This window comes from Epilithonimonas zeae, assembly GCF_023278365.1.
In the GTDB taxonomy this organism is placed as follows: Bacteria; Bacteroidota; Bacteroidia; order Flavobacteriales; family Weeksellaceae; genus Epilithonimonas; species Epilithonimonas zeae_A.
Genome location: NZ_CP075338.1, coordinates 1,844,776 through 1,870,759, shown reverse-complemented (window position 1 = coordinate 1,870,759; position 25,984 = coordinate 1,844,776). Strand labels below are relative to the sequence as shown.

The window sequence follows — 25,984 nt, the reverse complement described above, 5'->3', positions numbered from 1 at the left end:
TTTATTTCAGAACGTCAACTTCAATTGTACTGCTGTTGTAAACTTTGATATTGGCTTTTGTATAATCTTCCTTGTTTGCTTTGTAAGGATTTTCAAGGAATTTCTGAGGATTGATGGCCATCAAAGGAAACCAAGTACTCTGAACCTGAATCTGGATTTTATGTCCTTTTTTGAAAGTGTGCAAAACATCTTGCAATTTTACATTCACGACTTCTTCTTTATTTGGAGTCAAAGCTTCCGGTTTTTCAAAACTATTACGGAATCTTGCCGGCATTATTTCGCTTCTTATCATTTGATGATAGTTGGCATAAACGACATTGGGTTTGTCTGGATTTGCTTTCTCATCAAAAGGATAAACATCAATTAATTTAACTACAAAATCTGCATCGGTGGAAGTGGTAGCTATTTTCAGTTTAGTTAAAATTTCTCCGGCAAAAGTAACATCGCTATCTAGAATATCCGTTGTAAAAGTTAAAACGTCTGGTCTGTAGCTTGCGAATCTTTGGTCTTCGCTCATATAATTCCTTGGTGTGAATCCATTCATATCTTTGTAATTCTCGCTGCTTAAAACAGGTTTGTTAGGATCAGAAGTATATTCTGAAAATGCAACTTGATTCAGAATGTTTTTAGCTAATGTTCCAGAATTATCAAGATAAAAAGTAACTTTTTGAGTTTGTTTTGGCGGCCAGTTTTCAAATTGTTCCCATTCTTTTTTTCCGGTGTCAAACATATAAGCTTCCGGAAGTTTTGCCGCAGTTTTAGAATCTTCTTTCAAGTAATGATGAAAGAAAGGTTGTTCTATATTTTTCTGATAATAAGTAGCGATGCTGTCTCCAAAATAGATATCATTATGAAAATGTTTCCCTTCTTCTCTGTTCCAGCCTCCGTGGGAGAAAGGTCCCATCACAATCGTGTTTTTTGCTTTCGGACTAGATTTCTCAATGGTTTTATAAATGTTAAGCGGACCAGCCAAATCTTCTGCATCAAACCAGCCGCCAACTGTCATCACAGCGTGGTTGACGTTTTTAAGATGAGGTAACAGATTTCTTTTTTGCCAGAACTCATCATAGTTGGGATGATTCACAATTTCTTGCATAAAAAAATTGTCTTTATAGTATTTATCCACACCATCTTTCAATGTTCCCATATCTTTGTAGAAGAGGTAACCGTCATCAGAAGTCGGTTTTATCATTTTATCAGCAAACCAGCTTTTGTCTTCCGCTTTAGTTTTTGGAACTCCGAACACTGGAAACGTTTTGAAATAACCCATCAAGAATGCTCCATTGTGATGGAAATCGTCAAACCAAAAATCTGAAATTGGAGCTTGAGGAGACGAAGCCACCAAAGCCGGATGATTCGCTAAAGTTCCGACTGCTGTATAAAATCCAGGGTAAGAGGTTCCGTATTGCCCAACTTTTCCGTTATTGTATTGAATATTTTTCACCAACCAATCTATAGTATCATAAGTGTCGGTGCTTTCGTCCACATCTTTTTTGGTTTTGTGGTCCACTTGTGGCGTCATATTCGTGAAAGTGCCTTCACTCATATATCTTCCGCGAACATCCTGGAATACAAAGATGTATTTTTCTTTTTCGATGTAAGGATTTGGACTTAATTTTTTTCTGAAATTATTTTCGCCATAAGGTGCAATACTGTAACAAGTTCTGTTCATAATGAATGGATACTTATTGCTTTTTGAAATGTCTTTTGGTGTGTAAATAATCGTAAACAGTTTGGTTCCGTCTCGCATCGGGATATAAACTTCTTTTTTGGTGAAGTTGTCTTCAACAGAATTGGTTTGTGCAAAACCGAAACTAACTGTGATAAAACAGAAAAACACTAAGAACTTTTTCATTGAAAATAAATATTTGAATAAAGATAAAACTTGATGATGAGAATAAAAAAAGATTACAATTAATTTTTGCCATATTTAATGATCCAGTCTGCGGTAGAAGTAATTTTTTTAACAGAATTACCAGGTAAGGCATCTAATGAATGATCTGCTCCTTGAAAAATCAACAATTTATAAGGTACATTTTCTTCTTTCAAAGCCTCTATCAAATTATAGGATTGTTTGATGGGAACAATCGGATCTTTGTCGCCGTGTATCATTAAAATTGGAATCTTTTTTACAAATTTTACGGGACTCGATTTAATATATAGTTCAGGAATTGGATTGCCTTCTTTCCAAACAGTTTTGTTACCAGACATTTTGTTGACAGCATCCATAAGATTTTGATTATCCAGCTGCCAAAGTGTGGAGGTATCGGTAAAATCGGTTGGTCCGCAACGATCAACAATAGCTTTGATTTTATCTGACTTAGTATAGGCATACATTAGAGAAACGTGTGTGCCAGAACTTTGTCCGGTTATAGAAAAACCTGTGCTTCTGGTATTCCATTCTTTGGAATGTGTGATCAAATATTTGAAGACCTTATCTACATCATCTAAGAGTTCTGAAAGATGTGTGTTATTCTTAGCGTATCTGTAATTGATGTTGGCAACCGCGATTCCTCTTGAAAGCAAATATTTTGATAAAGAAGTGTCACTGCTTTTATCACCTACAGTCCACGCTCCTCCGTGAATATTTACCACAAAAGGTGTATTATTTGTTCTGTTAGCGGGTAAGTAGATGTCCATTTTGTTTCTTTCATAAGATCCATATTTTATATCTGTTAGTTCTATTTCTTTGGTTTCATTCTCAGGTTGTTTTGTAGAATTTGTACATCCGGAAAGAGAAAGTATAAATAAAAATAATAGGCCGTAATTCATAATTTAAAGCTTGTAATTACGAATTTACTTTTTTTAGATTTAAAATCTGAAAATGTTTTTGTCATTGGTTTGAAACTGTAAACCTCTTTTGTACCAATCGCGCCCCGAACTGAACGGAGCTCTTTTTGTTATTGCAATTACTTAATGGTTTATTTAATGTCTCACTTTCTTTGCAATAACAAAAAAACGAGAGTGGAGCACGGATAAAGGCGCCCAAATTTGTTTGAGAATTTTAGAGTGGGAGAGTTGTATAGTTTGCGAGTTTAAGATTAGTACTAAATAAAAAAAACTGACTCAATCTGAATCAGGTTTTTGTATATTTTTAATTTTCTATAATCCGAAAATTTTCGCAAATAAATCTGGAACAATTCCCATAGAAACCAAAGCTAAAATAATCACTACAGAAACGATATTATAAGTAATGCTCGCTCTTTCCGTATTATGAAAGTTATCTTCTTTGTAGAAGAACATTGCGATAATCAGTCTCAAATAATAAGCGATACTCAATGCAGAACCTAGAACAGCTACCAGAACCAAGAACTCATAATGCCCGCCAATTGCCTGGTTGAAGATTCCTAATTTTCCGATGAAACCAGCTGTCAAAGGAATCCCCGCCATTGATAACATTGAGATGGTAGAAACAACTGCTAACAAAGGTTCTCTTTTTCCTAATCCGTTGAAAGCGGTAAATGAAGTTTCTTTTTTGATTTTCTCTACCCAAATCAAACTGATGAAAACACCAACTGTTGCCAATGAATAAGCGAACAGATAATATCCTAAAATGTATGTTGAGAAGTTGTTGATTCCGAAGAATATTAAAGCGATATATCCTGCGTGAGAAACGGAAGAGTAGGCTAACATTCTTTTTGCGTTGGTCTGAACCAATCCCATAACGTTTGCCAAAAGTAAAGTAAGGATGATGAAAACGCCTAAGATATTAATCCAGTCTCCAGCTATTCCGCCGAAAGCAATCGTCATTAATTTGAATAAAGCGAAGAATCCGGAAATCTTAACTACTGAAGCCATAAAAGCCGTAATTAAAGATGGCGCACCTTGATAAACATCTGGACTCCACATATGGAACGGCGCTAATGAAACTTTGAATGCCAATGCAGACAGCATCAAAATAGCTCCCATTATCAGCATTAGATTCTTTGGATTGTTGTAAGCAAAGTCATGAATCTCGTAAAGGTCAAAACTTCCTGCGCTACCGTAAACCAAAGCTACTCCGAACAAAAGAAATCCTGTTGCGAATGCTCCCATCAAGAAATATTTCATAGAAGCTTCTGTAGAACGAAGGTCGGTTTTATTAGCTCCAGCCATTACGTATAGAGGAATTGATAAAATCTCGATTCCGATGAATAATGTTACCAAGTTTTGGAATCCGAACAATACAATCCCGCCACAAAGTGCAAATAACATCAATGCATACAATTCTGACTGATGACTTCTGTGATTGCTGAATGCAAAACCTCCTAAAAAGAACAATAACAAAGTAACAGCCACCGATATTTTTGTAAACAATTCGGCATTGTAGCTGTATTCATACATCGATTTGTACTGAGCAAAAAATTCGCAATCAGGAAGAAAACTAGTCGCCAGACCAATGATTAATCCCAAGATTCCGATATATCTTGCGTATTTGCCTTTCTCGAAAACACCTGAGAATAATACCAGAATTGCCGTAAGGAATAAAACTATTAAAACACTCATTTCTTTATTTATTTCGTAGGAAACCGGAAGTCCGATGTCCGTTTTGAATTTTATTTAATATTTCTTTTTATCTGAATTGATTTCAAATCCATTCTTAGTTAAGCATAGAAGAGTAGATGAATCTTACAGAACTTGTGACCATTTCTATAACTGGTTGAGGAAAAACGCCTAAAACAATTACGAAAACTGATAAACTTGCCAGTACTGTGAACTCCACTGAGCTGATGTCTTTTGTAGTAGCCAAAACAGCGTCGTCTCCTTTTCCAAACATTGTTTTTCCGTAGAATCTCAACATATAAGCTGCAGCAAGAATCAAAGTTAATCCAGCTAAAACTGTCATTATTAGATTGTATGAAAAAATTGATTTCAATAAGATAAATTCTCCGATGAATCCGTTGGTTAAAGGAACTCCCGTGGCACCAAGCAAAATAATCATAAACAATATGGCAAATTTAGGAGCGACTTTTGCCAAACCTCCCATTTTTCTGATATCTCTAGTTTTGAATCTTTTGTAAAGAATATCTGCACAATAGAACAATCCAACTACGTTAATCCCGTGAGCAAAACTTTGAATCATTGCACCTTGAGCACCTTCGAAGTCTAATCCAACTCTCATTGTTACAACAGCTGAAGCAAAGATTCCCGCTACAATTAATCCAACGTGAGAAAGGGAAGAATAAGCAATCAATCGCTTAGTATCTGTAGAGATCATGGCTATTAAAGCGCCATATATCACTCCAATTACAGAAAGGATAATCACGATTTCTCCGGAAATTCCGCCAATTGCTAATGGTGTAATTGGTAACAAATATCTCATAACACCATAAACAGCCATCTTCAACATAATACCCGATAACAACATCGAACCTTGCGTTGGAGAATATGTATAAGTGTCCGGCTGCCAAGTATGGAAAGGAAAGACCGGTAATTTCACCGCAAAAGCAAAGAAAATAAACCAGAATATTACAGTTTGTTCGTTTACATTTAGGTTAGCATTGTACAAATCTGTCAAAGCAAATGATGCTGCATGATTGTAAACGTAAATCAATCCAATCAACATAAACAAAGATCCTACAAATGTGTAAACAAAGAACTTGGTTGTGAATTTGATTCTTTTATCTTCCTGACCCCAAAGACCGGCGATTAACCAGATTGGAATCAATGTTACTTCCCAGAAAACGTAGAATAACAATCCGTCCAAAGAAGTGAAAACACCCAACAATCCGAATTGCATCAATAATATCAATGCGTAGAAAGAATTAGGGTAACCTTTTGACTCGTTGAAAGATGATAAAGTAATGATTGGAACCAAGATGTTGGTCAACAGGACCATTAGCATACTCATCCCATCAATCCCGAAGTTGAAGCTACTCTTGATATAGCTTGACCAAGGATAAGTGATTTCGTATTGCAAAGGTGCATCTACAGTTGGGTTGAAATCGAAATTCCCTAACATATAAAATGCGATGAACATCTGTGCAAAGCCAAAAGCCAATGCAATATATTTACTGGAAGAACTCTTCCAGAAAAATAGTAAAACCGAACCTACGAGAGGTAATAGTAATAATGTTAATAGTAAATACGACATTATTATTTCAATATAAAGTTAACAATCAATACAATTCCTATCGCCAATGACATAATCAGCACATAGTTTTCTACATTTCCGTTTTGGAGACGTTTCGCCGCACGTCCAGAATCTGCAGCTCCTAATCCAATGAAATTCACAATCGGGTCAAGAACTGCTTTATCAAACATTGCAGCTGCTTTTCCAGCTTCTTCGAAAGGTCTTACAATCATTGCATTGTAAATCTCATCCACGAATAATTTTTTAGCAGACAGTTTCTCCCAACCTGTATATTTATCTTCAGGAAGCGCCATTTTTTTCTTATTAACGTAAATGTTTTTAACAATGAACCAAACACTGAAGAACATTAAAATCGTGGCTCCAAGAAGAATCATTTCTGTATTAAAATCAACACCAGAAAGAGTCGCTTCCATTTCGCTGAAACTTTGCTCCGTCAATACTGGCTTCAGCCATTCCATCAATTTTGCATAATGACCGTGACCGATGAAGTGAGGAAGATTGATAAAACCTCCAACAACTGAAAGGACAGCCAAAACGATTAATGGCAAAGTCATATTCAATGGACTCTCGTGTAAGTGATGTTTTTGTTCTTCTGTACCTCTGAACTCGCCGTGGAAAGTCAGATAGTACAATCTGAACATATATGCTGCGGTTGTTGCTGCCAAAACGAATAACATTACCCAATAGATTGGACTTTTCGCATAAGCTGCAACCAAAATTTCGTCTTTAGAAATCATTCCAGAAAGTAATGGGAAACCTGAAATTGCCAACGTTCCGATAAGGAAAGTGATGTGCGTGATTGGAACATATTTTTTCAGTCCGCCCATAAAACGCATATCTTGTTCGTTGCTCATTGCGTGGATGACAGAACCAGCTCCCAAGAACATCAAAGCTTTGAAGAAAGCGTGCGTCATTACGTGGAACATTGCTGTTGTATAAGCGCCCAAACCTAAAGCGATGAACATAAATCCAAGCTGTGAAACTGTAGAATAAGCCAGCACTTTTTTGATATCGTTCTGACGAAGTGCATAGAATCCAGCTAATGCAGCTGTCAGGAACCCGATGAATAGAATCCCATCCTGAACAGTTGGCGCTAAAGTGAATAAGAAATTACTTCTTACTACTAAGTAAATACCAGCCGTTACCATCGTTGCTGCGTGAATCAAAGCTGAAACTGGCGTTGGTCCAGCCATCGCATCCGGTAACCAAGTATATAATGGAACCTGAGCTGATTTACCAGTTGCTCCAATGAATAAACTTGCCGTGATGAATATAATAATATTGCTGTCTAAAGCGAATTTTGAAGCATTCTCCTGGACGCTCAAATAATCGATTGCGTTGACTTGAGAAGCAATTGTGAAAATACCAATCAACAATGCCAAGTCACCAATACGGTTCATAATGAAAGCTTTTCTAGCCGCTTTTCCATAATCTTCGTTGGTGTACCAGAATCCAATCAATAGATAAGAACAAAGTCCTACACCTTCCCAACCGATAAACAAAATCAGATAATTGCTTCCTAAAACCAAAAGCAACATCGAAAAAATAAAAAGGTTAAGGTAAGTAAAGAATTTGTAGAATCCTTTGTCGTGGCTCATATAGCCAATAGAGTAGAGGTGGATTAATGACCCAATTCCGGTAATAATCATTACCATCATCAATGATAATTGGTCAACTTGGAAACCAAAATTAACCTGAATCCCATCCACTCTAAACCATTCAAAAGCTTTTACGATAACAGGTGCGCTATCACTTTTGAATCCTAAAAATATACTGGTTGCGATAACAAATGAAGCGAAAACTACTAATGTTGCCAATCCTCCAACAAAAACTTTCGGAAGATTCTTTCCAAAAAGTCCGTTAATCAGGAATCCGGCTAAAGGCAAAAGTACAATTGCGTAAACTAAATTTTCCATTCCTTTTATTATCCTCTTAATTTATTAAAAATACTCACGTCCACAGATTTGGTATTTCTGTACATCATTGCGATAATTGCCAATCCTACAGCTACTTCCGCTGCTGCAACCACCATAATGAAGAAAACCAAAAGCTGTCCGTTACCATCACCTTTGTAAGCAGAAAATGCTGCCAATAAAAGATTTACGGAATTAAGCATCAATTCTACACATCCCAAAATCACGATAGCATTTTTACGAAGCAAAACTCCCAAAACACCAAGGCAAAATAAAACTGTACTCAGAATAATGAAATATTCTAAAGGAACCTGTTGTATAAATGTATTCACTTCCATAATCTTATAAATCTTTTTTACCGATAAGAACAGCGCCCACGATACCTGCTAAAATCAGAATCGAAGCCAATTCGAATGGCAATACATATTCGTTAAACAATAATCTTCCCAGATTTTTGGTCAAACCAACCGAATGGTCGATGTTGTCTGCAACCGTTGTTTTTCCAGAAAGACCTCTGTAAGCTCCTAACATTCCTATAAATAAGATACAAACAGAAATAATTCCAATGAACTTTGGAAGGCTTCCTTTCTTGCTTTCGTCTTCTTTGTTCAAGTTCAACATCATCAAGATGTAAAGAAACAAAACCATAATGGCTCCTGTGTAAACGATGATTTGAACAATACCTAAAAACTGCGCATTAAGAAGAATGTACATTCCCGCGATAGAGAACATTGTTACAATCAAAGAAAGAATGGCATATAAAGGATTTCTTGCAAATACAAAGTAAACAGCACTTGCAATGGCGATAAACGCTACGATAAAAAATAAAATCTGGTCCATTATTTTACTGCCTTTTTTTGTTTTTCAGATTGTCTCTCTGTGATATCAATCCTTGCATTAATTTTTTCGACCAATTTTTCTTTTCCATAGATGAAAGAATTTCTGTTTTGTTCTACATCTACCAATCTGTCTGTAAGATAGATAGCAGATTTTGGACAAGCTTCTTCACACATTCCGCAGAAGATGCATCTCAACATATTGATTTCATAGATCGATGCATATTTCTCTTCTCTGTAAAGGTGTTTCTCGTCTTTAGTTCTTTCAGCAGCTGTCATTGTTATCGCTTCTGCAGGACAAGCCACTGCACAAAGTCCGCAAGCTGTACATCTCTCTCTACCTTCTTCATCACGCTTCAAAACGTGCTGTCCTCTCCAGATTTCTGCTCTCGGTTTCTGAACCTCCGGATAAGAATATACTGCAGGAGCACCTTTCAACACAGTTCTTACAGCGTGCTTGAAAGTGATTCCCATACCTTTGAAAATCGCCGGCAAATAGATTTTTTCACCCAGAGTCATTTCTTTGTTAGAAACAACTTTTGATCTATTAGTAAGTTTCATTTTTATATTTTTTTGGTCTGAAGTCGGAAGTTGGATGTCCGATATTTCAAACTTTATGCGTATTTTATTTTCAATTTTGAATTGTTTCCGAATTACAATCTTCTGACTTCCATCATCTAGCTTCGGACAATTTTTTTAATTTCCAAATGCTAAAATCACAGCACCTGTAGCAATTAGATTCACCAAAGCTAAAGGAATCAAAGTCTTCCATCCAAGGTGCATCAATTGGTCATATCTGAATCTCGGAAGTGTCCATCTGATCCACATAAAGATCAAAATTCCGATGATTGTTTTTGTTAAGAAAGCTAGGATACTCAAAACACCTGCAATATTCTCTCCCCAGTTGTGAGTTACCCAATCGATTCCGGGATAATTGTAACCTCCGAAGAAAAGAACCACCATAAATGCATTGGAGATAAACATATTCACATATTCTCCAAACATATACAGTCCTAATTTCATTGACGAATATTCGGTAGAATAACCAGTTACCAATTCAGATTCACATTCAGGTAAATCGAATGGGTGACGGTTGGTTTCTGCCATTGCAGCAATGAAAAATATCAGGAAAGCTAAAGGTTGATAAAGGATATTCCAGTTGATTCCGGAAATGGCAGGAATGAATCCCCAAATTTTCCCAGCAGATTGTGCTTCTGTAATTAATTTTAAATCCAAACTTCCGGACATCATAATGATTGACAACAATGATAATCCCATTGCCAATTCGTAAGAAATCATCTGAGAAGACGCTCTGATGGCACCTAATAATGAATATTTGTTGTTGGAAGCCCAACCTCCAATCATAATTCCATAAACTCCGATAGAAGCCATTCCTATGATGAACAATACACCAACATCGATATTAGCAACCTGTAAATCGTAAGAAATACCTCCGAAATTCAATGTTTTTCCCCAAGGAATTACTGCTCCGGTAATCAATGAAATAAACATTACCAAAGATGGGCCTAAAATGAAGAGGAACTTTTCTGCATTTTGAGGTGTAAAATCTTCTTTGAAGAAAAATTTACCACCATCTGCCAACGGTTGTAATAGCCCGAAAGGTCCCGCTCTGTTTGGTCCGATACGGTCTTGCATTATCGACGCCACTTTTCTTTCTGCCCAAGTAGAGTAGGCAGCAATAGTAAGTGCCAAAAGGAACAGCGCCAATACTAATATGATTTTAAAAGTTAGTAATTCCATATTTTATAAGTTCAAAATTTAAAGTTCAAATTGAGTTTAAATTTTTATTAACTATCTAATTTTTCAATTTCTTTTTCGTCTGCTACACCAATTTCTTTGGCTTCCGGATTATCCAAAACATTGTAGCTGTCTGTTTTTTTCTCATAGTGATTAAGAGAAATCACAGAATGTCTATCGATATGTCTTGGTCCTTCGATGTTCCAAAGTGCAGTATCTTTTTTCTCAAAACGACACTCGTTGCAAATCCAGTCTTCAACCTCACCGTATTGGTCTTTTCTGGCTGTTACTCTTACCACTTCATCACCTTTCATCCAAAGTACAGCTTTTCCGCTACATTTTGTACACGTACAAGTCGCATTGTAAGGCTTCGTAAACCAAACTCTGCTTGCAAATCTAGCAGTTCTGTCTGTCAAAGCTCCCACCGGACACACATCAATCACGTTACCGATGAAATCATTATCCAAAGCTTTGTTCAACATCGTTGAAATCTCTGCATGGTCACCTCTGTAAAGGATTCCGTGTTCTCTTTTCTCAGTTAATTGATTCGCAGCCAAAACGCATCTTGCGCAAAGAATACAACGGTTCATATTCAGTTTGATATATGGACCAATGTCGTCTGCATCGTAAGTATTTCTCTCAAATTCTGTTCTGGTTTCAAGATTTCCGTGTTCGTAACCCAAATCCTGAAGATGACATTCTCCAGCTTGGTCACAAACAGGGCAATCCAATGGGTGATTTACCAAAAGGAATTCTGTAACAGCTTTTCTACCTTCCTGCGCTTTTTCAGAAGTTAAGTTTTTCACTTCCATTCCGTCCATAACACCAGTTCTACAGCTCGCTACCAATTTTGGCATTGGTCTTGGGTCTGCCTCAGAACCTTTGGAAACTTCTACAAGGCACGTTCTACATCTCCCACCACTGGTTTCCAATTTGCTGTAGTAGCACATTGCAGGAGGTACAGATTTTCCACCGATTTGTCTAGCTGCTTCCAGAATAGAAGTGCCAGGCAAAACTTCGGTAGTTTGTCCGTCTATGGTAACTTTAAATTTTTTGACTTCTTCGCTCATATTTCAAGATTTTAGATTTAGATTTTAGATTCAAATAAATCTTAGTCTAAATCTTTTGTCAATTCTATTTATATTTTAAAATATAACTCAATGTATATTCTAATTCTTTAATTTTCTATTAAAAACATATCCAACACCAAAATTAACCTGGTAGAATACAAAGTCCTGACTGGCTTTATCAGGTTTATTATTAAGAGTAGTTTTGATATCCGGCATATTGATATAACCAAATTTTCCTTCTACTCTTGCCATTATATGGTTCCAAAAAACAGCGTTGATACTTGTTCTTGCATCTAGTCCAAATCCTGCTAAATGGTATCTGTCACTTCTCTCGTTTCCGAACAACTTCACATTACTTTTCGGCATCAGAGCACCTATTCCGCCACCGTAAGCCCAAAAGATGTCAAAGTTCTTTTTGCTTGATAGATTTTTGTATTTCTCAAGACCAAGATTCACATAATTCAGTCCATCTGTATGTTCGAACGTCAGAAACTGTTCATCCGATAGATTAACCTGACCATTCTGAACCATTCCTGCATATGTCGGGTCAGAAATATGACCGCTGAAATTTGCAATCTGATTTTGGTCCATCACATATTTCATATGGTCTTGTGACAGGACTAATGCTAAATTATCCTTTAAGAAATAAGCAAATCTAAAATTAAACTGAGGTATAGAAAGCCTTGTCGGGTCAATATACGCCATACTTAATTCTGATGGTCTGTCGTGTGCCACCACATTATTCAAAGTAAAATCATAACCATTTCCTTTGAAACGGATATCAGACTTGCTGAATCCCGCTCTGTTCCAACCCCAAAAAACGAACATTGTCCCTTTTTTGAAACTTTTATTAATAGGTTGTCCAAAACATAAAATTGGGTTGACTTCTTCAATATCTCTTAATAAAGAATCTTTTTGCCCAAAAACACAATTCAATCCTACAAAAAATACAAAAACTAATTCAAAGAACTTCTTCATTATTTTATTGAATTTGAAAACTCAAATTCTTTTCTTAATTGTTAGCCACTGCTGGTATTGGGTCAGCATAGTTGGCAATTCCGTAATTTTGAGTCTGGCTCAACTCTGGGTTGTTCACATGCCATTCAAACTCATCTCTGAAGTGTCTGATAGCAGCAGCAACCGGCCAGGCAGCAGCATCTCCTAAAGGACAGATAGTATTCCCTTCGATTTTTCTCTGGATGTCCCAAAGCAAATCGATGTCTTCCATTTTTCCTTCTCCTTTTTCTATTTTTTTCAGGATTTTGTACATCCAACCCGTTCCCTCACGGCAAGGCGTACATTGACCACAGCTCTCGTGGTTGTAGAATCTTGCTAAAGTCATTGTATGATTTACCACACATTGATCTTCATCCAAAACAATAAATCCTCCTGAACCCATCATCGTTCCGGTAGCAAAACCACCGTCAGCAAGAGATTCATAATTCATATATCTTGGTTCACCATTGATAGTTTTCAATAAAAGATTAGCTGGAACAATTGGAACAGAACTTCCACCAGGAATACAAGCTTTCAGCTTTTTACCATTTGGGATTCCCCCACAATATTCATCAGAATAAATGAATTCTTCAACCGTAATGGTCATATCGATTTCATAAACGCCTGGTTTTTTGATGTTACCGCAGGCAGAAATCAATTTAGTTCCTGTTGACCTTCCAACGCCGATTTTAGCATATTCAGCACCGCCAATTTCGATGATTGGAACAACAGCTGCAATAGATTCAACATTGTTCACAACCGTTGGTCTTTCCCAAAGTCCTTTTACAGCAGGGAAAGGTGGTTTAAGTCTTGGATTTCCTCTTCTGCCTTCAAGAGATTCAAGCAATGCCGTTTCTTCACCGCAGATGTAAGCGCCACCACCTCTTTGGACATAGATTTCCAAATCAAAACCAGTTCCTAATATATTTTTTCCAAGAAATCCAGCCGCTTTCGCTTCTTCGATTGCTTCTTCCAAAATATCAGGAATCCAAGAATATTCTCCTCTTATATATATATAGGATGTATTAGAACCTAAAGTGTAAGATGAAATCAACATTCCTTCAATCAAAAGATGAGGAAGAAATTCCATCAGATATCTGTCTTTGAAAGTACCTGGTTCAGATTCGTCAGCATTTACGACTAAGTGTCTTGGAACGCCTTCCGGCTTAGCCAAGAAACTCCACTTCATTCCAGTAGGGAAACCAGCGCCACCACGACCACGAAGTCCGGAAGTTTTAACTTCTTCCAGGATTTCTTCAGGTTTCATTTTAAGAGCTTTTTCCGCAGCTTCATAACCTCCGTGTTTACGGTAAGTTTCGAAATAACGAATTCCCTCTATATGTGCATTTTTAAGTAAAAGTTTTTTACCCATTTCTTTAATATTAATCTAAAGCGATGGCTCCTTGTCTGCAAAGGTCAAGAATCTCGTCAACTTTTTCTATTGTTAAATTTTCGTGAAAGAATTTACCCAACTGCATCATTGGTGCATATCCACAAGCTCCAAGACATTCGGCAGGTTTCAAAGTGAATAGCCCGTCTTCGGAAGTTTCTCCATCTTTAATATTCAGTTTTTTACGAATATGGTCTAAGATATTATCACTTCCGTTCAACATACAAGGTCCGGTTCTGCAAACTTCCAAAACATATTTCCCCACCGGCTTCATATTGAACATTGTATAGAAAGTCGCAACTTCATATACTTCGATTGGCGTGATACTCAATAATTCTGCCACATAATCCATCACTGGAACTGCCAACCAACCATCGAATTCTTTCTGTGCAATGTGCAAGACAGGAATCAACGCAGATTTTTGTCTGCCTTCCGGATATCTTGCGATAATTTTATGAACCTGTGCTAAACTCTCAGGTTTAAAAGCAATTGTTTCGCTCATATTTAAAGATTTTAGATTTCAGATTCTAGATTTTAGATAAAAAATCAAGGTCTGAAAATCTTATCAATTTTATAATTATTTATTATTAACAATCTTAGATTAATTTATAATTCATAATCTAAAATTTATAATTTCATTTATGCGTCTAATTCTCCCGCAATAATATTCATACTACACATCGTTACAATCGCATCAGAAATTACAGAGCCAGTAATCATCTCAGGATACGCCTGATAGTAGATGAAACAAGGTCTTCTGAAGTGTAGTCTGTATGGACTTCTTCCGCCATCGCTCACAAGATAGAAACCTAATTCTCCGTTTCCACCTTCAACAGCGTGGTAAACTTCGCCTTTAGGAACATCCGTTTCTCCCATTACAATCTTGAAATGGTAGATCAAAGCTTCCATTTTTTGATAAACGTCTGCTTTTTCCGGGAGATAAAACTCTGGAACATCTGCGTGGAAAGGACCTTCAGGAAGGTTTTCGTAAGCTTGTTTTATAATTTTAATTGATTCCCAAACTTCTTGCTGACGAACCATAAAACGGTCGTAAGTATCTCCAGCAGTTCCAACAGGAATGATGAAATCAAAATCTTCATAAGAAGAATAAGGTTGCGCAACTCTTACATCATAATCAACACCAGCTGCACGTAGATTTGGACCTGTGAAACCGTAACTCAAAGCTCTCTCTGCCGAGATGGCTCCTGCGCCAATCGTTCTGTCCATAAAGATTCTGTTTCTCTCCAAAAGATTACAAAATTCCTGGAATCTTGGTGGGAAAGTTTTTAAGAAATCTTTCAATAACTCGTGGAATTTTGGCGTGAAATCTCTTTCAAAACCTCCGATTCTTCCCATATTGGTCGTCATCCTTGCCCCACAGATTTGCTCATACATATCGTAAATACGCTCTCTTTCTATGAACATATATGTCAATCCTGTAATCGCTCCGGCATCCATTCCGGTTACACCGTTACAAATCAAGTGGTCTCCGATTCTTGCTAATTCCATCAAAATCACACGCATATAATCGACGCGTTTTGGAACTTTGACACCAATTAATTTTTCCACTGTCATATGCCAACCGATATTATTGATAGGCGCAGAACAGTAATTCATACGGTCGGTAAGCGTTGTAATCTGAGCGAAATTTCTTCTTTCAGAAATTTTCTCAAAAGCTCTGTGGATATAACCAACAGTCTGCTCAGCGTGAAGAATCCTTTCTCCGTCCATTGTAAGAACGTTCTGGAAAATCCCATGTGTTGCAGGGTGGGTAGGTCCCAAATTCAACGTGTACAATTGTCCGTCGATTTGTTCCTTGCTGTCGTATTGGTTAAGTATATTAGATAATGAGTTGTCTTTCATATTCATTATAATTGATAATTGATATTTGATAATCGATAATCATTTATCTCTCATCATTTATCATTTATATTTATCTTATCTTCCGAACATTGCATCGTTCTTGTCAGTTCTTGTCCCGTCCTCCAAACGATATTCCTTCAGCATTGGATGATATCCAAGGTCTTCCATATTAAGGATTGGTCTCAAATCAGGATGCCCCTTGAATTTAATTCCATAAAAGTCAAAAGTTTCTCTTTCCATCCAGTTGGCACCTGCGAATAATTCGGTTAAAGAATCTACTTCTATGTTTTCTCTCGTCATAAAAATCTTAAGACGCAATCTGACATTAGCCATCAAATTATGCAAATGATAAACGACACCGATTTCTTTTTCAGGCGTCTCAGGATAATGGATTCCACAGATATCCGTCAGGAAATTAAATTCCAAAGTTGAATCTTTCAAATAATGAATCACTTTCTTGATGTCATCTTTTTTGATTTCAATCGTCAGCATTCCATAAGGTTCTGAACTCGAAACTACAGACTCAGGGAATTCTCTCGTGATGGCTTCTAATACAAATTCGTTCGTCATTGTTCCTTAGTTGTCGATGTTGTAAGAATCTAATAAATGTTGATATTCCGGCATATCTCTTCTTCTGATGCTTTCGCTTTCTGCCAAAGCCTGAACCTGCATTACACCTTCTATGATTTGTTCTGGTCTTGGCGGACAACCCGGAACGTACACGTCAACAGGAATGATTTTATCAATCCCTTGAAGAACTGAATAAGTATCGAAAATACCTCCGCTTGAAGCACAAGCTCCAACAGCAACAACCCATTTTGGCTCAGCCATCTGGGTGTAAACTTCTTTCAAAACCGGACCTAATTTCTTAGAAATAGTTCCGCAAACCATCAACATATCTGCTTGTCTTGGCGAGAAAGAGTTTCTTTCCATTCCAAATCTTGAAGCATCGTATGTTGGATTCAATGTAGCCATAAACTCGATTCCACAACAAGAAGTAGCGAATGGTAACGGCCAAAGTGAGAACTTTCTTGCCATCCCGATAACACTGCTCAATTGCGTTGCAAAGAATCCTTCCCCTTCAAATCCTGGAGGAGCGGGCGCATCTGTTTTTATTACTGGTTTATTATCTGACATTTTTTCTAGATTTTAAATTTTAGACTTTAATTGATTCAATTTTAAATCCAAAACATAATTAAATTAATTTATTTGTCCCAATCCAAAGCACCTCTTTTCCAAACGTAGAAAAAAGCGACAAAGAAAATAGCAACAAACATAAGTACAGCTAAAAAGCCTTCCATCCCAAATTCTCTGAAGTTAACAGCATAAGGATAAAAAAATACGATTTCTATATCGAATAATACAAACAATACAGCAGTTAAGAAATATTTGATGGAAAAAGGTGTCCTAGCGTTTCCCTCAACAGGAATACCGCATTCCCAACTTGAATTTTTGGTAGAATTACCTTTCTTCTGCTGCGGTCCCAAGAAATGAGCACCCAACAAAGAAATGATAACAAAGCCTAATCCAACTCCTGCTTGAATGAGTATTGGAATATAATTTTCAGGTAAATTCATAAAGTCTAAATTTAACTATGCAAAAATACTAAATAAAGATTTAATATATTAAATTATCCGCCTTCGGAAGAGCAGACAAAAGTCTGTTTTTGTAAATTTAGAACAGTTATAAATAAGGACTAATTAGTCTTTCTTACTTATCTTCTTGAGAACAAGATAAGCAATATAAGCGATGTACAGAAACAATACGCTGGCAAACAAGATGTTGATGATAGCATCCAATCTGTCATCTTTAACTGGCTTGTAGAAATTGTAAGCTACAAACAAAATGATAAGACCTGCGTATATGTAAAGTTGCTTTTTCAATTGAATTGGATTTTAAAGGTCAGAAATCTAAGTTGAAATATAATTTAGTTAAACAATTGTTTAACTAAATTAATCATTGATGTTCAAAGAGTAGGTTCTTCTGCTTTTATGATGCATGGGATGATAATCCTGCCAAAGAACTTGTACGTTTTTGTTTTCCTCTAACTCTGGATTGGTTTCAAGAAATTTAATGCCTTTACTTTTAAGATTCATCTGGATTGATTTGAAAATCATAGATGTGACGCCACGTCTTTGGTATTCAGGATGAATTCCTATCAGATAAAAATTTGCTCTGTCGTTTTTCTTTCCGGCTTGTAAAAAATGCCACCAAGCAAAAGGGAAAAGCTTTCCGTTGGCCTTCTGCAAAGCTTTGGAATAAGAAGGCATTGTAATCGCAAAAGCCACCAGATTATCATTCTCGTCCGCAACACAAGTGATATAATCTTTATCAATAAAACTGAAGTATTTCTCTTTGTAAGATTTGATTTGCTCGTCCGAAATTGGTGTGTAAGTTGAAAGTGATTTGTAAGTTTCATCCAAAAGCTTAAACATCGGTTCTACATAAGGAAGAATCTCTTTTTTATTATTAAACTTTAAAGTTCTCAATTTGTATTTCTGAGCAATCAAAGCACTGAATTTCTCTATTTTTTCTGGTAAAACGTCAGGGAATTGCAATTCAAATTCTACCCACTCTTTTTCCTTAACCAAGCCTAATTTCTCCAAATGTTTCGGATAATATTCGAAGTTGTAAATTCCAATCATTGTTGCTAACTTATCAAAACCGAAAATCAACATTCCGGCCTTATCAAGATTCGTAAATCCCATTGGACCTTCGATTTTATCGATTTGATTTTCTTTGGCGTATTTAATCGCTTCATTAATCAAGGCTTTAGAAACTTCTTCGTCATCAATAAAATCAATCCATCCGAATCTCACTTTCTTGATTCCCAATTCCTGAGCTTCCTTATTATTAATCATAACAGCAATTCTGCCGACGATTTTGTCATTTTTATAAGCTAAAAATTGTTTCGCCTGAGAATACAGCAACGCAGGATTTTCATCCTTATTCCAAATGTCTTTTTCATCGTTGATTAAAGGTGGGACAAAATTCGGGTTATTCTTGTATAATTCCATCGGGAATTTTATGAATTTTATCAAATCACTTTCCGTAACCACTTGCTTTATAATGATGTTTTCCATATTCTTGCTTATCAATAAGACAAAGATAGTTTTTAAGGTAAAATGTGCAATGCTTTGGCATAATTTTTACTCAAAAATCATAGACTTATTTTAATGTAAATTTTATTAAAAATGACTGGTTATTATTTAATTATTGGGATTTCTATGTTGTTTAGCTGGATTGTTTCTTCTAGACTAAAATCGAAGTTCGAATATTACTCCAAAGTCCATCTACGGAATGGAATGTCTGGAAAAGAAGTTGCGGAAAAAATGTTGAGAGATAATGGGATTACCGATGTTCAGGTAGTTTCTGTTCCAGGACATTTGTCTGATCATTATAATCCTGAAAATAAAACAGTGAATCTTTCGGAAGCGGTTTACATGCAAAGAAATGCGGCAGCTGCAGCAGTTGCAGCGCATGAGTGCGGGCACGCTGTACAACACGCAGTTGGTTATTCTATGTTACAATTGAGGTCGAAAATGGTTCCGATTGTCAATATCAGCTCTAATCTTTTACAGTTTGTTTTGTTTGCCGGTATTGCCATAATGGCAGCGACTAGAAGTATTGATAATCCAAACGGAAGTACAACCGTTTTAGCAATTGGTGTAATATTGTTTGCAGTGACAACCTTGTTTGCCTTTATAACATTACCGGTGGAGTATGACGCTAGTAATCGCGCTTTGCAATGGTTGAAATCTACAGGAACGGTAACAGCAGAAGAATATGAAGGTGCAGAGGATTCTTTGAAATGGGCGGCCAGAACCTATGTTGTTGCGGCGCTTGGTTCTCTGGCGCAACTGCTTTATTTCGCATCGATGTTATTAGGGAACAGAAGATAAAAGTTATGAAAAATTAAATTCCAAAAGCATCTCGGACAACTCGTCTGAGATGCTTTCTTTTTTGGAGTTTTTGATATTGGCCTGGATGATACAAATTTCCTGAGCATCGAAGTCAAGAATTTTCGCATCATATTTATTAAGCAAAGTGAAAATCTGGTTTTGTTGCGAGAATTTGAATTTTAGTTCGATTTTCGATTCTAATTCTTTGGTGATGATTTCGGCTTGTTCCAAAGTATATTTCGCTGATTCTTTGTAAGCTTTTACTAATCCGCCAACGCCTAATTTGGTTCCTCCATAATATCTTATCACAACTACTAAGATATTCGTGATTTGATGCGCGAGAAGCTGGTTGTAAATTGGTAATCCTGCACTTCCTGAAGGTTCGCCATCATCATTTGCGCGATAATTTTCACCATTAATTCCTAATCTATAAGCATAGCAATGATGTGTTGCTTTTGGATGAATTGATTTTAAGTGATTTAATGAATCTTTGATATCAGATTCAGAATTAGCGGGATAAGCAAAACCAATGAATTTGCTTCCTTTTTCTTTGAGCAAAATATCTTCAATCGGTTTCTTTATGGTTTGGAATTCAAACATTCGTCAAAATTATAAATTCCAAAAGAATTTCAAATTGTTAATATTCATTTATTATATGAAATTGTTAATATTCATTTATTATATGAAAATGTGTGAATCTATTAGTGTTTACTGGTGTCGGATAGGAATTATCAAGTGAAGTATTGAAGTTTCTTAAAGAAATCTTAAAGAAATAAAATTCAGTAAATTAATTTTTGCGTAATTTTGCATTCAAATTTTTTTTAAATCAATGCCTAATACAGTAATCATTGGCTCCGGAAGTTATATCCCGGAAAACGTAATAGAAGGTTCTCATTTCAAGGACTCGATTTTCTATGATGATAATAATCAATTGATTGAGAAACCGACTGAGGAAATCATCAAGAAGTTTGTAGATATTACGGAAATCAAAAGAAGAAGATATCTGAATCCTGAAGATTTTAATTCTGACCTTGGTCTTAGAGCTTCTCTAGAAGCTATAGAAGATGCAGGTATTGATAAAGAAGAGATTGATTATATCATCTATGCTACCAATTTTGGGGAATTAGATACGGATGGTGTGCCGAATTTTATGCCTTCGATGTCAGCTAGACTGAAAGGTAAATTAGGAATTAAAAGAAGAGATTGTGTCAATTATGATATGATTTTCGGTTGCCCGGGTTGGGTAGAATCTTTGATTCTTGCTGATACGATGATAAAAGCTGGGAAAGCTAAGACTGTTTTGGTTGTTGGAGGAGAAACTTTGAGTAGAGTGACTGACCCTTATGACAGAAACAAAATGATTTTTGCAGATGGTGCCGGTGCGGTTGTTGTAACGGCTACGGAAGATACTACTGTTGGTGTGATTGCAGATAATACACTTTGTGATAATGGTGAAGAGCTTTGCTTTTTAGAAAATGCACCTTCTTTGAATTTGGAACACGACCAAAGCAAATTATACATCAGAATGAGAGGTCGTAAAATCTACGAATACGCTCTGAAAAATGTTCCTGATGCCATAAAAGCAACGATTGAAAAAGCGAATCTCGATATTTCCGATATCAGCAAAGTCTTGATTCACCAGGCTAATGCAAAGATGGATTATGCGATGATTGGCAGACTTTTCAAATTATACGGACAAAAAGAATATGATCATGCAATTTCTCCGATGACGATTCAGGAATTAGGGAATTCTTCAGTTGCAACAGTTCCTACTTTGTTTGATTTAATCCGAAAAGGGAAAATGGAAGGTCAGAAATTCACGCCAGGTTCTCATATTTTGTTTACATCTGTTGGTGCAGGGATGAACATCAATTGTGTTGTTTACAAGTTTCCGGAAGGGAAAATTTAAGATAAATCATTTTGAATTAAAGTAAAATTCAATTTTAAACGTTTATAATGCAAAAGGAATGATTTTTTATTCCTTTTGTTTTTTTATATCATAGTATGCAAAAGAATATTTTATTTCTTCTAGGAGTTTTTTTAGTGCTGGAAATTTATGTTTATCAAGCCTTTAAAACAGTTTATACAAACCAGAATGCAAGGCTTATCTATTGGATTCCTACGATTCTCATTTATACTTTTCTGATTTATTCTGTTGTAACATTTAACAGGGCTTCTCACAAATATCTGAATTTCCAAATCGTCTTTTCAGTTATCCTGATTTTTGTTCTGCCTAAGATTTTGGTCGCTATTTTTCTTTTGATTGAAGATATCATCAGGCTTCTGAATTTCGGTTACAATTATGTAGCGACAGATAACCACATTTATCCGTCAAGGAGGAAGTTTATCAGCTTGGTTGGACTAGGTTCAGGTGCGGTTCTGGCGGGAATGGTTTTGGATGGAATTATCTTCGGGAAATACCGTCACAAAGCAAGAATTGTAAGGCTTAAACTCAAAAACTTACCAGCGAGTTTCAAAGGTTATAAAATCGTTCAGATTTCTGATGTTCACAGTGGGAGTTTCCAGAATCCGAAGAAATTACAGCACGCTATCGATTTGATTAATGAGCAAAATGCAGATTTGGTGCTTTTTACCGGAGATATGGTTAATAATTATGCAGATGAATTCGTTCCTTTTATTGATTTGTTTTCTCAGATTAAAGGTAAGGACGGGAAGTTCGCAGTTTTAGGAAATCACGATTACGGCGAATACGGCGAATGGAAAAATGAAGAAGAAAGAAGAAATAATATTCCACTTTTGGTTGAATATGAAAAAAAAGCTGGTTTCCAAATGCTCCGAAATGAAAATAGAATCATAGAAAGAAACGGCGAAAAATTATATATTTTAGGAGTTGAGAATTGGGGAATTCCACCGTTTCCACAGTTTGGAGATTTGGATAGAGCGACGCAAGATGTTCCTGTAGAAGCATGTAAAATCCTCATGTCTCACGATCCGTCACATTTTGATGCTGTAGTGAGAAATCACCCAAAAGACGTTCAATTAACGCTTTCCGGGCACACGCACGGAATGCAGTTCGGAATCGACTTGAAAAACTTCAAATGGTCGCCTGTGAAATTCAAGTATCCTAAATGGGCAGACTTATACCAAACCGGCGATAAATATCTTTATGTTAATCGGGGTTTTGGTGTAATTGGTTATCCTGGTAGGGTAGGAGTGTTGCCAGAGATTACTGTATTTGAGTTGAGTTAATTTATTAATTCTCTTTTTGATAATAAAAAAGCCTGTTTATCAATAGAATGATAACAGGCTTTTCTGTATGGGTTCCGTAAGGTTGCTGTACACTTTCTGTACTCTAACTTTGCTTTAATAATATTATCAATTATTCAAAAATTTATTTTATTATTTACTGAATCTTAAAATTGAAAATAAATACTTTTTAAGCTTAAAACAAATAGTCCTTCATTCTCGATACAGCTATTTCATTCTCATCGATGAATTGAAATAGCTGCTCAAGACGGTCTTCAAATGTGCGACCGGTGTTGATCTTCTTGTAAAAAGGCAAGTCAAAAGGTGACTCATTTCGGTTGAAAAATTGCCAGGCATTGACATAAATCATCACATACTCATTATTCTTCAAACTCTCCAAAAGCATACTCTCATAATATTTCATTGGTGTGACTTGAAAGACATAATCATTGAACGGAAGTTGAGAGTAAGGCGACTGACTTTCCGGCACTATAGTTAAATCATTTTCGATGTGAATATGAGTTTTTAAAGTTAGTTTTCGCCATAGAAAATTGAGCTTGGATTCTTCGATATTCGAAACATAATTGAAGTCCAAATTCTTGATTTCTGAGTACGAAATTTGATGGTGTTTTTGTCTCAAACCGCGAACTGGTTTTTCCAAAAATTGCTCTAAATTTTGCTTGGTTTCTTCTATAATTTTAACTGTAGAATTGACATTGTAAAACGCTATTTCGTGTCCTGAAAACGATATCTTTTTTAGTAATTTTTGAAGCTTATCAACAATAGAAACCTCAACGAAAAATGTTGCTTTGAACTCGTGAAGTTCTAACAAAAGCAGAATAATTTCTGCTTTATCTTCAATAGATGTAATCAATTCAGTTTCCGAAATATTTTTATTGCGTAATACTTTATTTTCGGAAATTGATATGTTGAAAGTTAATAAAACCACTTAAACCAAAATTTATATTTTATTGATAATTAATTTAAAATCAAATGTTAAACTGTAATTGACTTAAATTAATTATTGAAATTTAGCTATTTGCCTAATTTCTTTTTCAAGTTATTTATCATATCTATTGACATTGATGAAATATCAAATTTATAATCTAGTCCCCAATCTTGTTTTGCAGCAGAATCATCTATGCTGGCTGGCCAGGAATCGGCAATTGCCTGACGGAAATCCGGCTCATATTTTATCTCAAAATCCGGCATTGTTTTTTTTATTTCTTCAGCCAATTCTTTTGGCGTAAAACTCATCCCTCCTAGGTTGTAAGAATAACGAATTTTCACCTGTTCTTTTGGAGCTGTCATCAGCTTGATTGTTGCGTCAATAGCGTCGTCCATGTATAACATTGGCATCGCTGTGTTTTCACTGATGAAACTCGTATATTTTCCTTTTTCTACAGCTTCATAAAATATCTCAACAGCGTAATCTGTGGTACCTCCACCTGCTGGTGCTTTCCAGGAAATCAACCCGGGATATCGGATGCTTCTGATATCGACTCCGTATTTTTCGAAATAATATTCGCACCATTTTTCGCCTGCCATTTTTGAGATTCCGTAAACAGTTGTTGGGTTCAAAACAACTTCTTGCCCTACATTTTCTTTAGGGATTCCTTTACCGAAAACAGCAATAGAACTTGGCCAGAAAATCTTTTTTAATGTTCCTTCTTTTGCTAATTCGCAAAGGTGGATTAACGGATCAAGATTCAGCTTCCACGCAAAAAGTGGTTGTTTTTCTGAAGTACCGGATAAAAGCGATGCTAAATGATAAACTGTAGTAATATTGTGTTCTTTGATGACGTCTGTAACGGCTTGAAAATTAGTCACATCCAGTCTTTCGTAATAACCGGCTTCGGTAATGCCTTCTTTCCACTTGTCCAGACCAGAAGCAATAACGTTTTCTTTACCATAAATTTCTGATAATCTAACGGTTAGTTCCGTTCCGATTTGACCTAGTGCGCCGGTGATGAGAATTTTTTCTGTCATAGTTTCATTTTTACTTTTCTTGATTCGCAAATCTAATTAAATTTGGGATTGAGAATCAAAAAGAATTCCAATAAATTTTTTAAAAATATCATAATATGCAAAATCTGTCGCCCATAATAGAAGTTGATGAACTAATCAATATATCTGGAAATTCTAATCTCAGAATTTTTGATGTCAGAACTGGTTCCAATGCAAAAGATGAATATCTTAAAAAACATCTTAAGAATGCAGTTTTCGTTGATTTGAATTCTGATTTGGCAGAAATTGATAATCCTAAAAACGGAGGAAGACATCCGCTTCCGAAATTTGAAGATTTTATTAAAACTTTAGGTAAATTAGGAATTGATAAAAATTCCCACGTTGCAATTTATGATGATAAAAATGGAGCCAATGCGGCTGCGAGATTTTGGTGGATGTTGCGAGCGGTTGGACACAAGAATGTTCAGGTTCTGAATGGCGGCTTGCAATTTGCGGAAAATCAAAATTACCCATTAAGTTCTGTTGATGATTTTTATTCCGAAACCGAATATGTTTCCGATTACAAGGATTGGCAATTGCCACAAATTTGGATTGATGACGTGAAATTTGCAACACAAGATTCGGGTTCCGTAATTGTTGATGTGAGAGAATCTCAGCGCTATAAAGGCATTACAGAGCCAATTGATTTGGTTGCAGGACATATCCCAAATGCCCAGAATTTTCCTTTTATTGATAATCTAGACGAAAACGGTTTGTTCAAATCTCCGGAAGTTCTCAGAAACATTTATTCCGAATTATTTGAGAATCATGTCAAGAATAAAATCACGTTCCATTGTGGAAGTGGCGTGACGGCTTGTCATTCTCTTTTAGCTCTGGATTATGCTGGTTTTGATATTCCAAATTTGTATGTTGGAAGCTGGAGCGAGTGGAGCAGAAACGAAGTTTAGTTATTAATTATGAGTTATGAATTATGAATGCATTTGAAAACTCATAATTCATAACTTATAA

Annotated in this window: 26 protein-coding genes; 4 read left to right on the top strand and 22 right to left on the bottom strand. The window is 36.0% G+C overall.

The genetic code is table 11. The features are described 5' to 3' along the window. Position 1: 1 nt before the first annotated feature. The 19 genes from KI430_RS08270 to KI430_RS08180 all read right to left on the bottom strand — a co-directional run bounded on the left by KI430_RS08270 (position 2) and on the right by KI430_RS08180 (position 18,982). Positions 2-1,855 (bottom strand): CocE/NonD family hydrolase, encoded by a 1,854-nt coding sequence (locus KI430_RS08270; RefSeq protein ID WP_248878042.1) that lies wholly within the window; start codon positions 1,853-1,855, stop codon positions 2-4. A 59-nt stretch (positions 1,856-1,914) separates the two neighbouring features. Then, on the bottom strand, positions 1,915-2,772 hold the full coding sequence (locus KI430_RS08265) for a prolyl oligopeptidase family serine peptidase (protein ID WP_248878039.1): 858 nt from the start codon (positions 2,770-2,772) through the stop codon (positions 1,915-1,917). A 330-nt stretch (positions 2,773-3,102) separates the two neighbouring features. Next, entirely contained in the window at positions 3,103-4,485 is a 1,383-nt protein-coding gene (locus KI430_RS08260; protein WP_248878037.1) for an NADH-quinone oxidoreductase subunit N, read from the bottom strand. Between the two features lie 94 nt (positions 4,486-4,579). After that, positions 4,580-6,073: a NuoM family protein gene (locus tag KI430_RS08255; protein ID WP_248878035.1), complete on the bottom strand. Its 1,494-nt coding sequence runs from the start codon at positions 6,071-6,073 to the stop codon at positions 4,580-4,582. Between the two features lie 2 nt (positions 6,074-6,075). Continuing rightward, entirely contained in the window at positions 6,076-7,989 is a 1,914-nt protein-coding gene (gene nuoL / locus KI430_RS08250; protein WP_248878033.1) for an NADH-quinone oxidoreductase subunit L, read from the bottom strand. Between the two features lie 8 nt (positions 7,990-7,997). Continuing rightward, complete coding sequence (gene nuoK, locus KI430_RS08245; protein ID WP_074233208.1) at positions 7,998-8,324, bottom strand: NADH-quinone oxidoreductase subunit NuoK; 327 nt, start codon at positions 8,322-8,324, stop codon at positions 7,998-8,000. A 4-nt stretch (positions 8,325-8,328) separates the two neighbouring features. Beyond that, the gene (locus KI430_RS08240; RefSeq protein ID WP_248878030.1) at positions 8,329-8,826 is read right to left on the bottom strand and encodes an NADH-quinone oxidoreductase subunit J; all 498 of its coding nucleotides are present in this window, start codon (positions 8,824-8,826) and stop codon (positions 8,329-8,331) included. Next, the gene (locus tag KI430_RS08235; RefSeq protein ID WP_248878028.1) at positions 8,826-9,383 is read right to left on the bottom strand and encodes a NuoI/complex I 23 kDa subunit family protein; all 558 of its coding nucleotides are present in this window, start codon (positions 9,381-9,383) and stop codon (positions 8,826-8,828) included. The genes KI430_RS08240 and KI430_RS08235 overlap by 1 nt, the downstream gene beginning before the upstream one ends. A 135-nt stretch (positions 9,384-9,518) precedes the next feature. After that, positions 9,519-10,583, bottom strand: coding sequence for an NADH-quinone oxidoreductase subunit NuoH (gene nuoH / locus KI430_RS08230; RefSeq protein WP_248878026.1), 1,065 nt, complete (start codon positions 10,581-10,583; stop codon positions 9,519-9,521). Positions 10,584-10,630: 47 nt separating this feature from the next. Beyond that, complete coding sequence (locus tag KI430_RS08225; protein ID WP_248878023.1) at positions 10,631-11,650, bottom strand: 2Fe-2S iron-sulfur cluster-binding protein; 1,020 nt, start codon at positions 11,648-11,650, stop codon at positions 10,631-10,633. 99 nt (positions 11,651-11,749) lie between these two features. Further along, positions 11,750-12,628, bottom strand: coding sequence for a hypothetical protein (locus tag KI430_RS08220; RefSeq protein WP_248878021.1), 879 nt, complete (start codon positions 12,626-12,628; stop codon positions 11,750-11,752). A gap of 34 nt (positions 12,629-12,662) precedes the next feature. Continuing rightward, complete coding sequence (gene nuoF / locus KI430_RS08215; protein ID WP_248878019.1) at positions 12,663-14,018, bottom strand: NADH-quinone oxidoreductase subunit NuoF; 1,356 nt, start codon at positions 14,016-14,018, stop codon at positions 12,663-12,665. 10 nt (positions 14,019-14,028) lie between these two features. Next, on the bottom strand, positions 14,029-14,538 hold the full coding sequence (gene nuoE / locus KI430_RS08210; RefSeq protein ID WP_248878017.1) for a complex I 24 kDa subunit family protein: 510 nt from the start codon (positions 14,536-14,538) through the stop codon (positions 14,029-14,031). A gap of 137 nt (positions 14,539-14,675) precedes the next feature. After that, positions 14,676-15,899: an NADH-quinone oxidoreductase subunit D gene (locus KI430_RS08205; protein ID WP_248878015.1), complete on the bottom strand. Its 1,224-nt coding sequence runs from the start codon at positions 15,897-15,899 to the stop codon at positions 14,676-14,678. 75 nt (positions 15,900-15,974) lie between these two features. After that, a complete protein-coding gene (locus tag KI430_RS08200; protein WP_248878013.1) occupies positions 15,975-16,469 on the bottom strand; it encodes an NADH-quinone oxidoreductase subunit C in 495 nt (164 codons plus the stop codon). A gap of 6 nt (positions 16,470-16,475) precedes the next feature. Further along, the gene (locus KI430_RS08195) at positions 16,476-17,036 is read right to left on the bottom strand and encodes an NADH-quinone oxidoreductase subunit B (RefSeq protein ID WP_063969022.1); all 561 of its coding nucleotides are present in this window, start codon (positions 17,034-17,036) and stop codon (positions 16,476-16,478) included. A gap of 68 nt (positions 17,037-17,104) precedes the next feature. Next, a complete protein-coding gene (locus KI430_RS08190) occupies positions 17,105-17,476 on the bottom strand; it encodes an NADH-quinone oxidoreductase subunit A (RefSeq protein ID WP_248878004.1) in 372 nt (123 codons plus the stop codon). A gap of 123 nt (positions 17,477-17,599) precedes the next feature. Then, positions 17,600-17,782: a hypothetical protein gene (locus KI430_RS08185; protein ID WP_248878002.1), complete on the bottom strand. Its 183-nt coding sequence runs from the start codon at positions 17,780-17,782 to the stop codon at positions 17,600-17,602. Positions 17,783-17,851: 69 nt separating this feature from the next. Beyond that, positions 17,852-18,982 carry a GNAT family N-acetyltransferase gene (locus KI430_RS08180; RefSeq protein WP_248878001.1) on the bottom strand — a complete coding sequence of 377 codons (1,131 nt, stop codon included), beginning with the start codon at positions 18,980-18,982 and terminating at the stop codon, positions 17,852-17,854. Positions 18,983-19,093: 111 nt separating this feature from the next. On the opposite strand from KI430_RS08180, the gene KI430_RS08175 reads away from it, so the two are divergent. Continuing rightward, positions 19,094-19,801: a zinc metallopeptidase gene (locus KI430_RS08175; RefSeq protein ID WP_248878000.1), complete on the top strand. Its 708-nt coding sequence runs from the start codon at positions 19,094-19,096 to the stop codon at positions 19,799-19,801. Positions 19,802-19,804: 3 nt separating this feature from the next. Here the strand turns inward: KI430_RS08175 and KI430_RS08170 are convergent, their stop codons facing one another. Continuing rightward, entirely contained in the window at positions 19,805-20,401 is a 597-nt protein-coding gene (locus KI430_RS08170) for an IMPACT family protein (protein ID WP_248877999.1), read from the bottom strand. 229 nt (positions 20,402-20,630) lie between these two features. Between KI430_RS08170 and KI430_RS08165 the strand changes: the two genes are divergently transcribed. Both KI430_RS08165 and KI430_RS08160 read left to right on the top strand, forming a co-directional pair. After that, positions 20,631-21,710, top strand: coding sequence for a 3-oxoacyl-ACP synthase III family protein (locus KI430_RS08165; protein WP_248877998.1), 1,080 nt, complete (start codon positions 20,631-20,633; stop codon positions 21,708-21,710). 95 nt (positions 21,711-21,805) lie between these two features. Continuing rightward, positions 21,806-23,011 (top strand): metallophosphoesterase, encoded by a 1,206-nt coding sequence (locus tag KI430_RS08160; RefSeq protein ID WP_248877997.1) that lies wholly within the window; start codon positions 21,806-21,808, stop codon positions 23,009-23,011. A gap of 193 nt (positions 23,012-23,204) precedes the next feature. Here the strand turns inward: KI430_RS08160 and KI430_RS08155 are convergent, their stop codons facing one another. Both KI430_RS08155 and KI430_RS08150 read right to left on the bottom strand, forming a co-directional pair. Further along, positions 23,205-23,882: a polysaccharide deacetylase gene (locus KI430_RS08155; protein ID WP_248877996.1), complete on the bottom strand. Its 678-nt coding sequence runs from the start codon at positions 23,880-23,882 to the stop codon at positions 23,205-23,207. Positions 23,883-24,043: 161 nt separating this feature from the next. After that, the gene (locus KI430_RS08150) at positions 24,044-24,997 is read right to left on the bottom strand and encodes an NAD-dependent epimerase/dehydratase family protein (RefSeq protein WP_248877995.1); all 954 of its coding nucleotides are present in this window, start codon (positions 24,995-24,997) and stop codon (positions 24,044-24,046) included. 95 nt (positions 24,998-25,092) lie between these two features. Between KI430_RS08150 and KI430_RS08145 the strand changes: the two genes are divergently transcribed. Then, the gene (locus KI430_RS08145; RefSeq protein WP_248877994.1) at positions 25,093-25,923 is read left to right on the top strand and encodes a sulfurtransferase; all 831 of its coding nucleotides are present in this window, start codon (positions 25,093-25,095) and stop codon (positions 25,921-25,923) included. Positions 25,924-25,984: the final 61 nt, after the last annotated feature.

Bases quoted from the DNA above. Each gene is read 5' to 3' on its own strand.
- KI430_RS08265 (WP_248878039.1), bottom strand. From the start codon at position 2,772: ATGAATTACGGCCTATTATTTTTATTTATACTTTCTCTTTCCGGATGT.
- nuoL (WP_248878033.1), bottom strand. From the start codon at position 7,989: ATGGAAAATTTAGTTTACGCAATTGTACTTTTGCCTTTAGCCGGATTC.
- KI430_RS08255 (WP_248878035.1), bottom strand. From the start codon at position 6,073: ATGTCGTATTTACTATTAACATTATTACTATTACCTCTCGTAGGTTCG.
- KI430_RS08200 (WP_248878013.1), bottom strand. From the start codon at position 16,469: ATGACGAACGAATTTGTATTAGAAGCCATCACGAGAGAATTCCCTGAG.
- KI430_RS08160 (WP_248877997.1), top strand. From the start codon at position 21,806: ATGCAAAAGAATATTTTATTTCTTCTAGGAGTTTTTTTAGTGCTGGAA.
- KI430_RS08170 (WP_248877999.1), bottom strand. From the start codon at position 20,401: ATGTTTGAATTCCAAACCATAAAGAAACCGATTGAAGATATTTTGCTC.
- nuoE (WP_248878017.1), bottom strand. From the start codon at position 14,538: ATGAGCGAAACAATTGCTTTTAAACCTGAGAGTTTAGCACAGGTTCAT.
- KI430_RS08270 (WP_248878042.1), bottom strand. From the start codon at position 1,855: ATGAAAAAGTTCTTAGTGTTTTTCTGTTTTATCACAGTTAGTTTCGGT.
- nuoF (WP_248878019.1), bottom strand. From the start codon at position 14,018: ATGGGTAAAAAACTTTTACTTAAAAATGCACATATAGAGGGAATTCGT.
- KI430_RS08175 (WP_248878000.1), top strand. From the start codon at position 19,094: ATGACTGGTTATTATTTAATTATTGGGATTTCTATGTTGTTTAGCTGG.
- KI430_RS08165 (WP_248877998.1), top strand. From the start codon at position 20,631: ATGCCTAATACAGTAATCATTGGCTCCGGAAGTTATATCCCGGAAAAC.
- nuoH (WP_248878026.1), bottom strand. From the start codon at position 10,583: ATGGAATTACTAACTTTTAAAATCATATTAGTATTGGCGCTGTTCCTT.
- KI430_RS08145 (WP_248877994.1), top strand. From the start codon at position 25,093: ATGCAAAATCTGTCGCCCATAATAGAAGTTGATGAACTAATCAATATA.
- KI430_RS08260 (WP_248878037.1), bottom strand. From the start codon at position 4,485: ATGAGTGTTTTAATAGTTTTATTCCTTACGGCAATTCTGGTATTATTC.
- KI430_RS08240 (WP_248878030.1), bottom strand. From the start codon at position 8,826: ATGGACCAGATTTTATTTTTTATCGTAGCGTTTATCGCCATTGCAAGT.
- KI430_RS08220 (WP_248878021.1), bottom strand. From the start codon at position 12,628: ATGAAGAAGTTCTTTGAATTAGTTTTTGTATTTTTTGTAGGATTGAAT.
- KI430_RS08235 (WP_248878028.1), bottom strand. From the start codon at position 9,383: ATGAAACTTACTAATAGATCAAAAGTTGTTTCTAACAAAGAAATGACT.
- nuoK (WP_074233208.1), bottom strand. From the start codon at position 8,324: ATGGAAGTGAATACATTTATACAACAGGTTCCTTTAGAATATTTCATT.
- KI430_RS08180 (WP_248878001.1), bottom strand. From the start codon at position 18,982: ATGGAAAACATCATTATAAAGCAAGTGGTTACGGAAAGTGATTTGATA.
- KI430_RS08190 (WP_248878004.1), bottom strand. From the start codon at position 17,476: ATGAATTTACCTGAAAATTATATTCCAATACTCATTCAAGCAGGAGTT.
- KI430_RS08205 (WP_248878015.1), bottom strand. From the start codon at position 15,899: ATGAAAGACAACTCATTATCTAATATACTTAACCAATACGACAGCAAG.
- KI430_RS08225 (WP_248878023.1), bottom strand. From the start codon at position 11,650: ATGAGCGAAGAAGTCAAAAAATTTAAAGTTACCATAGACGGACAAACT.
- KI430_RS08195 (WP_063969022.1), bottom strand. From the start codon at position 17,036: ATGTCAGATAATAAACCAGTAATAAAAACAGATGCGCCCGCTCCTCCA.
- KI430_RS08150 (WP_248877995.1), bottom strand. From the start codon at position 24,997: ATGACAGAAAAAATTCTCATCACCGGCGCACTAGGTCAAATCGGAACG.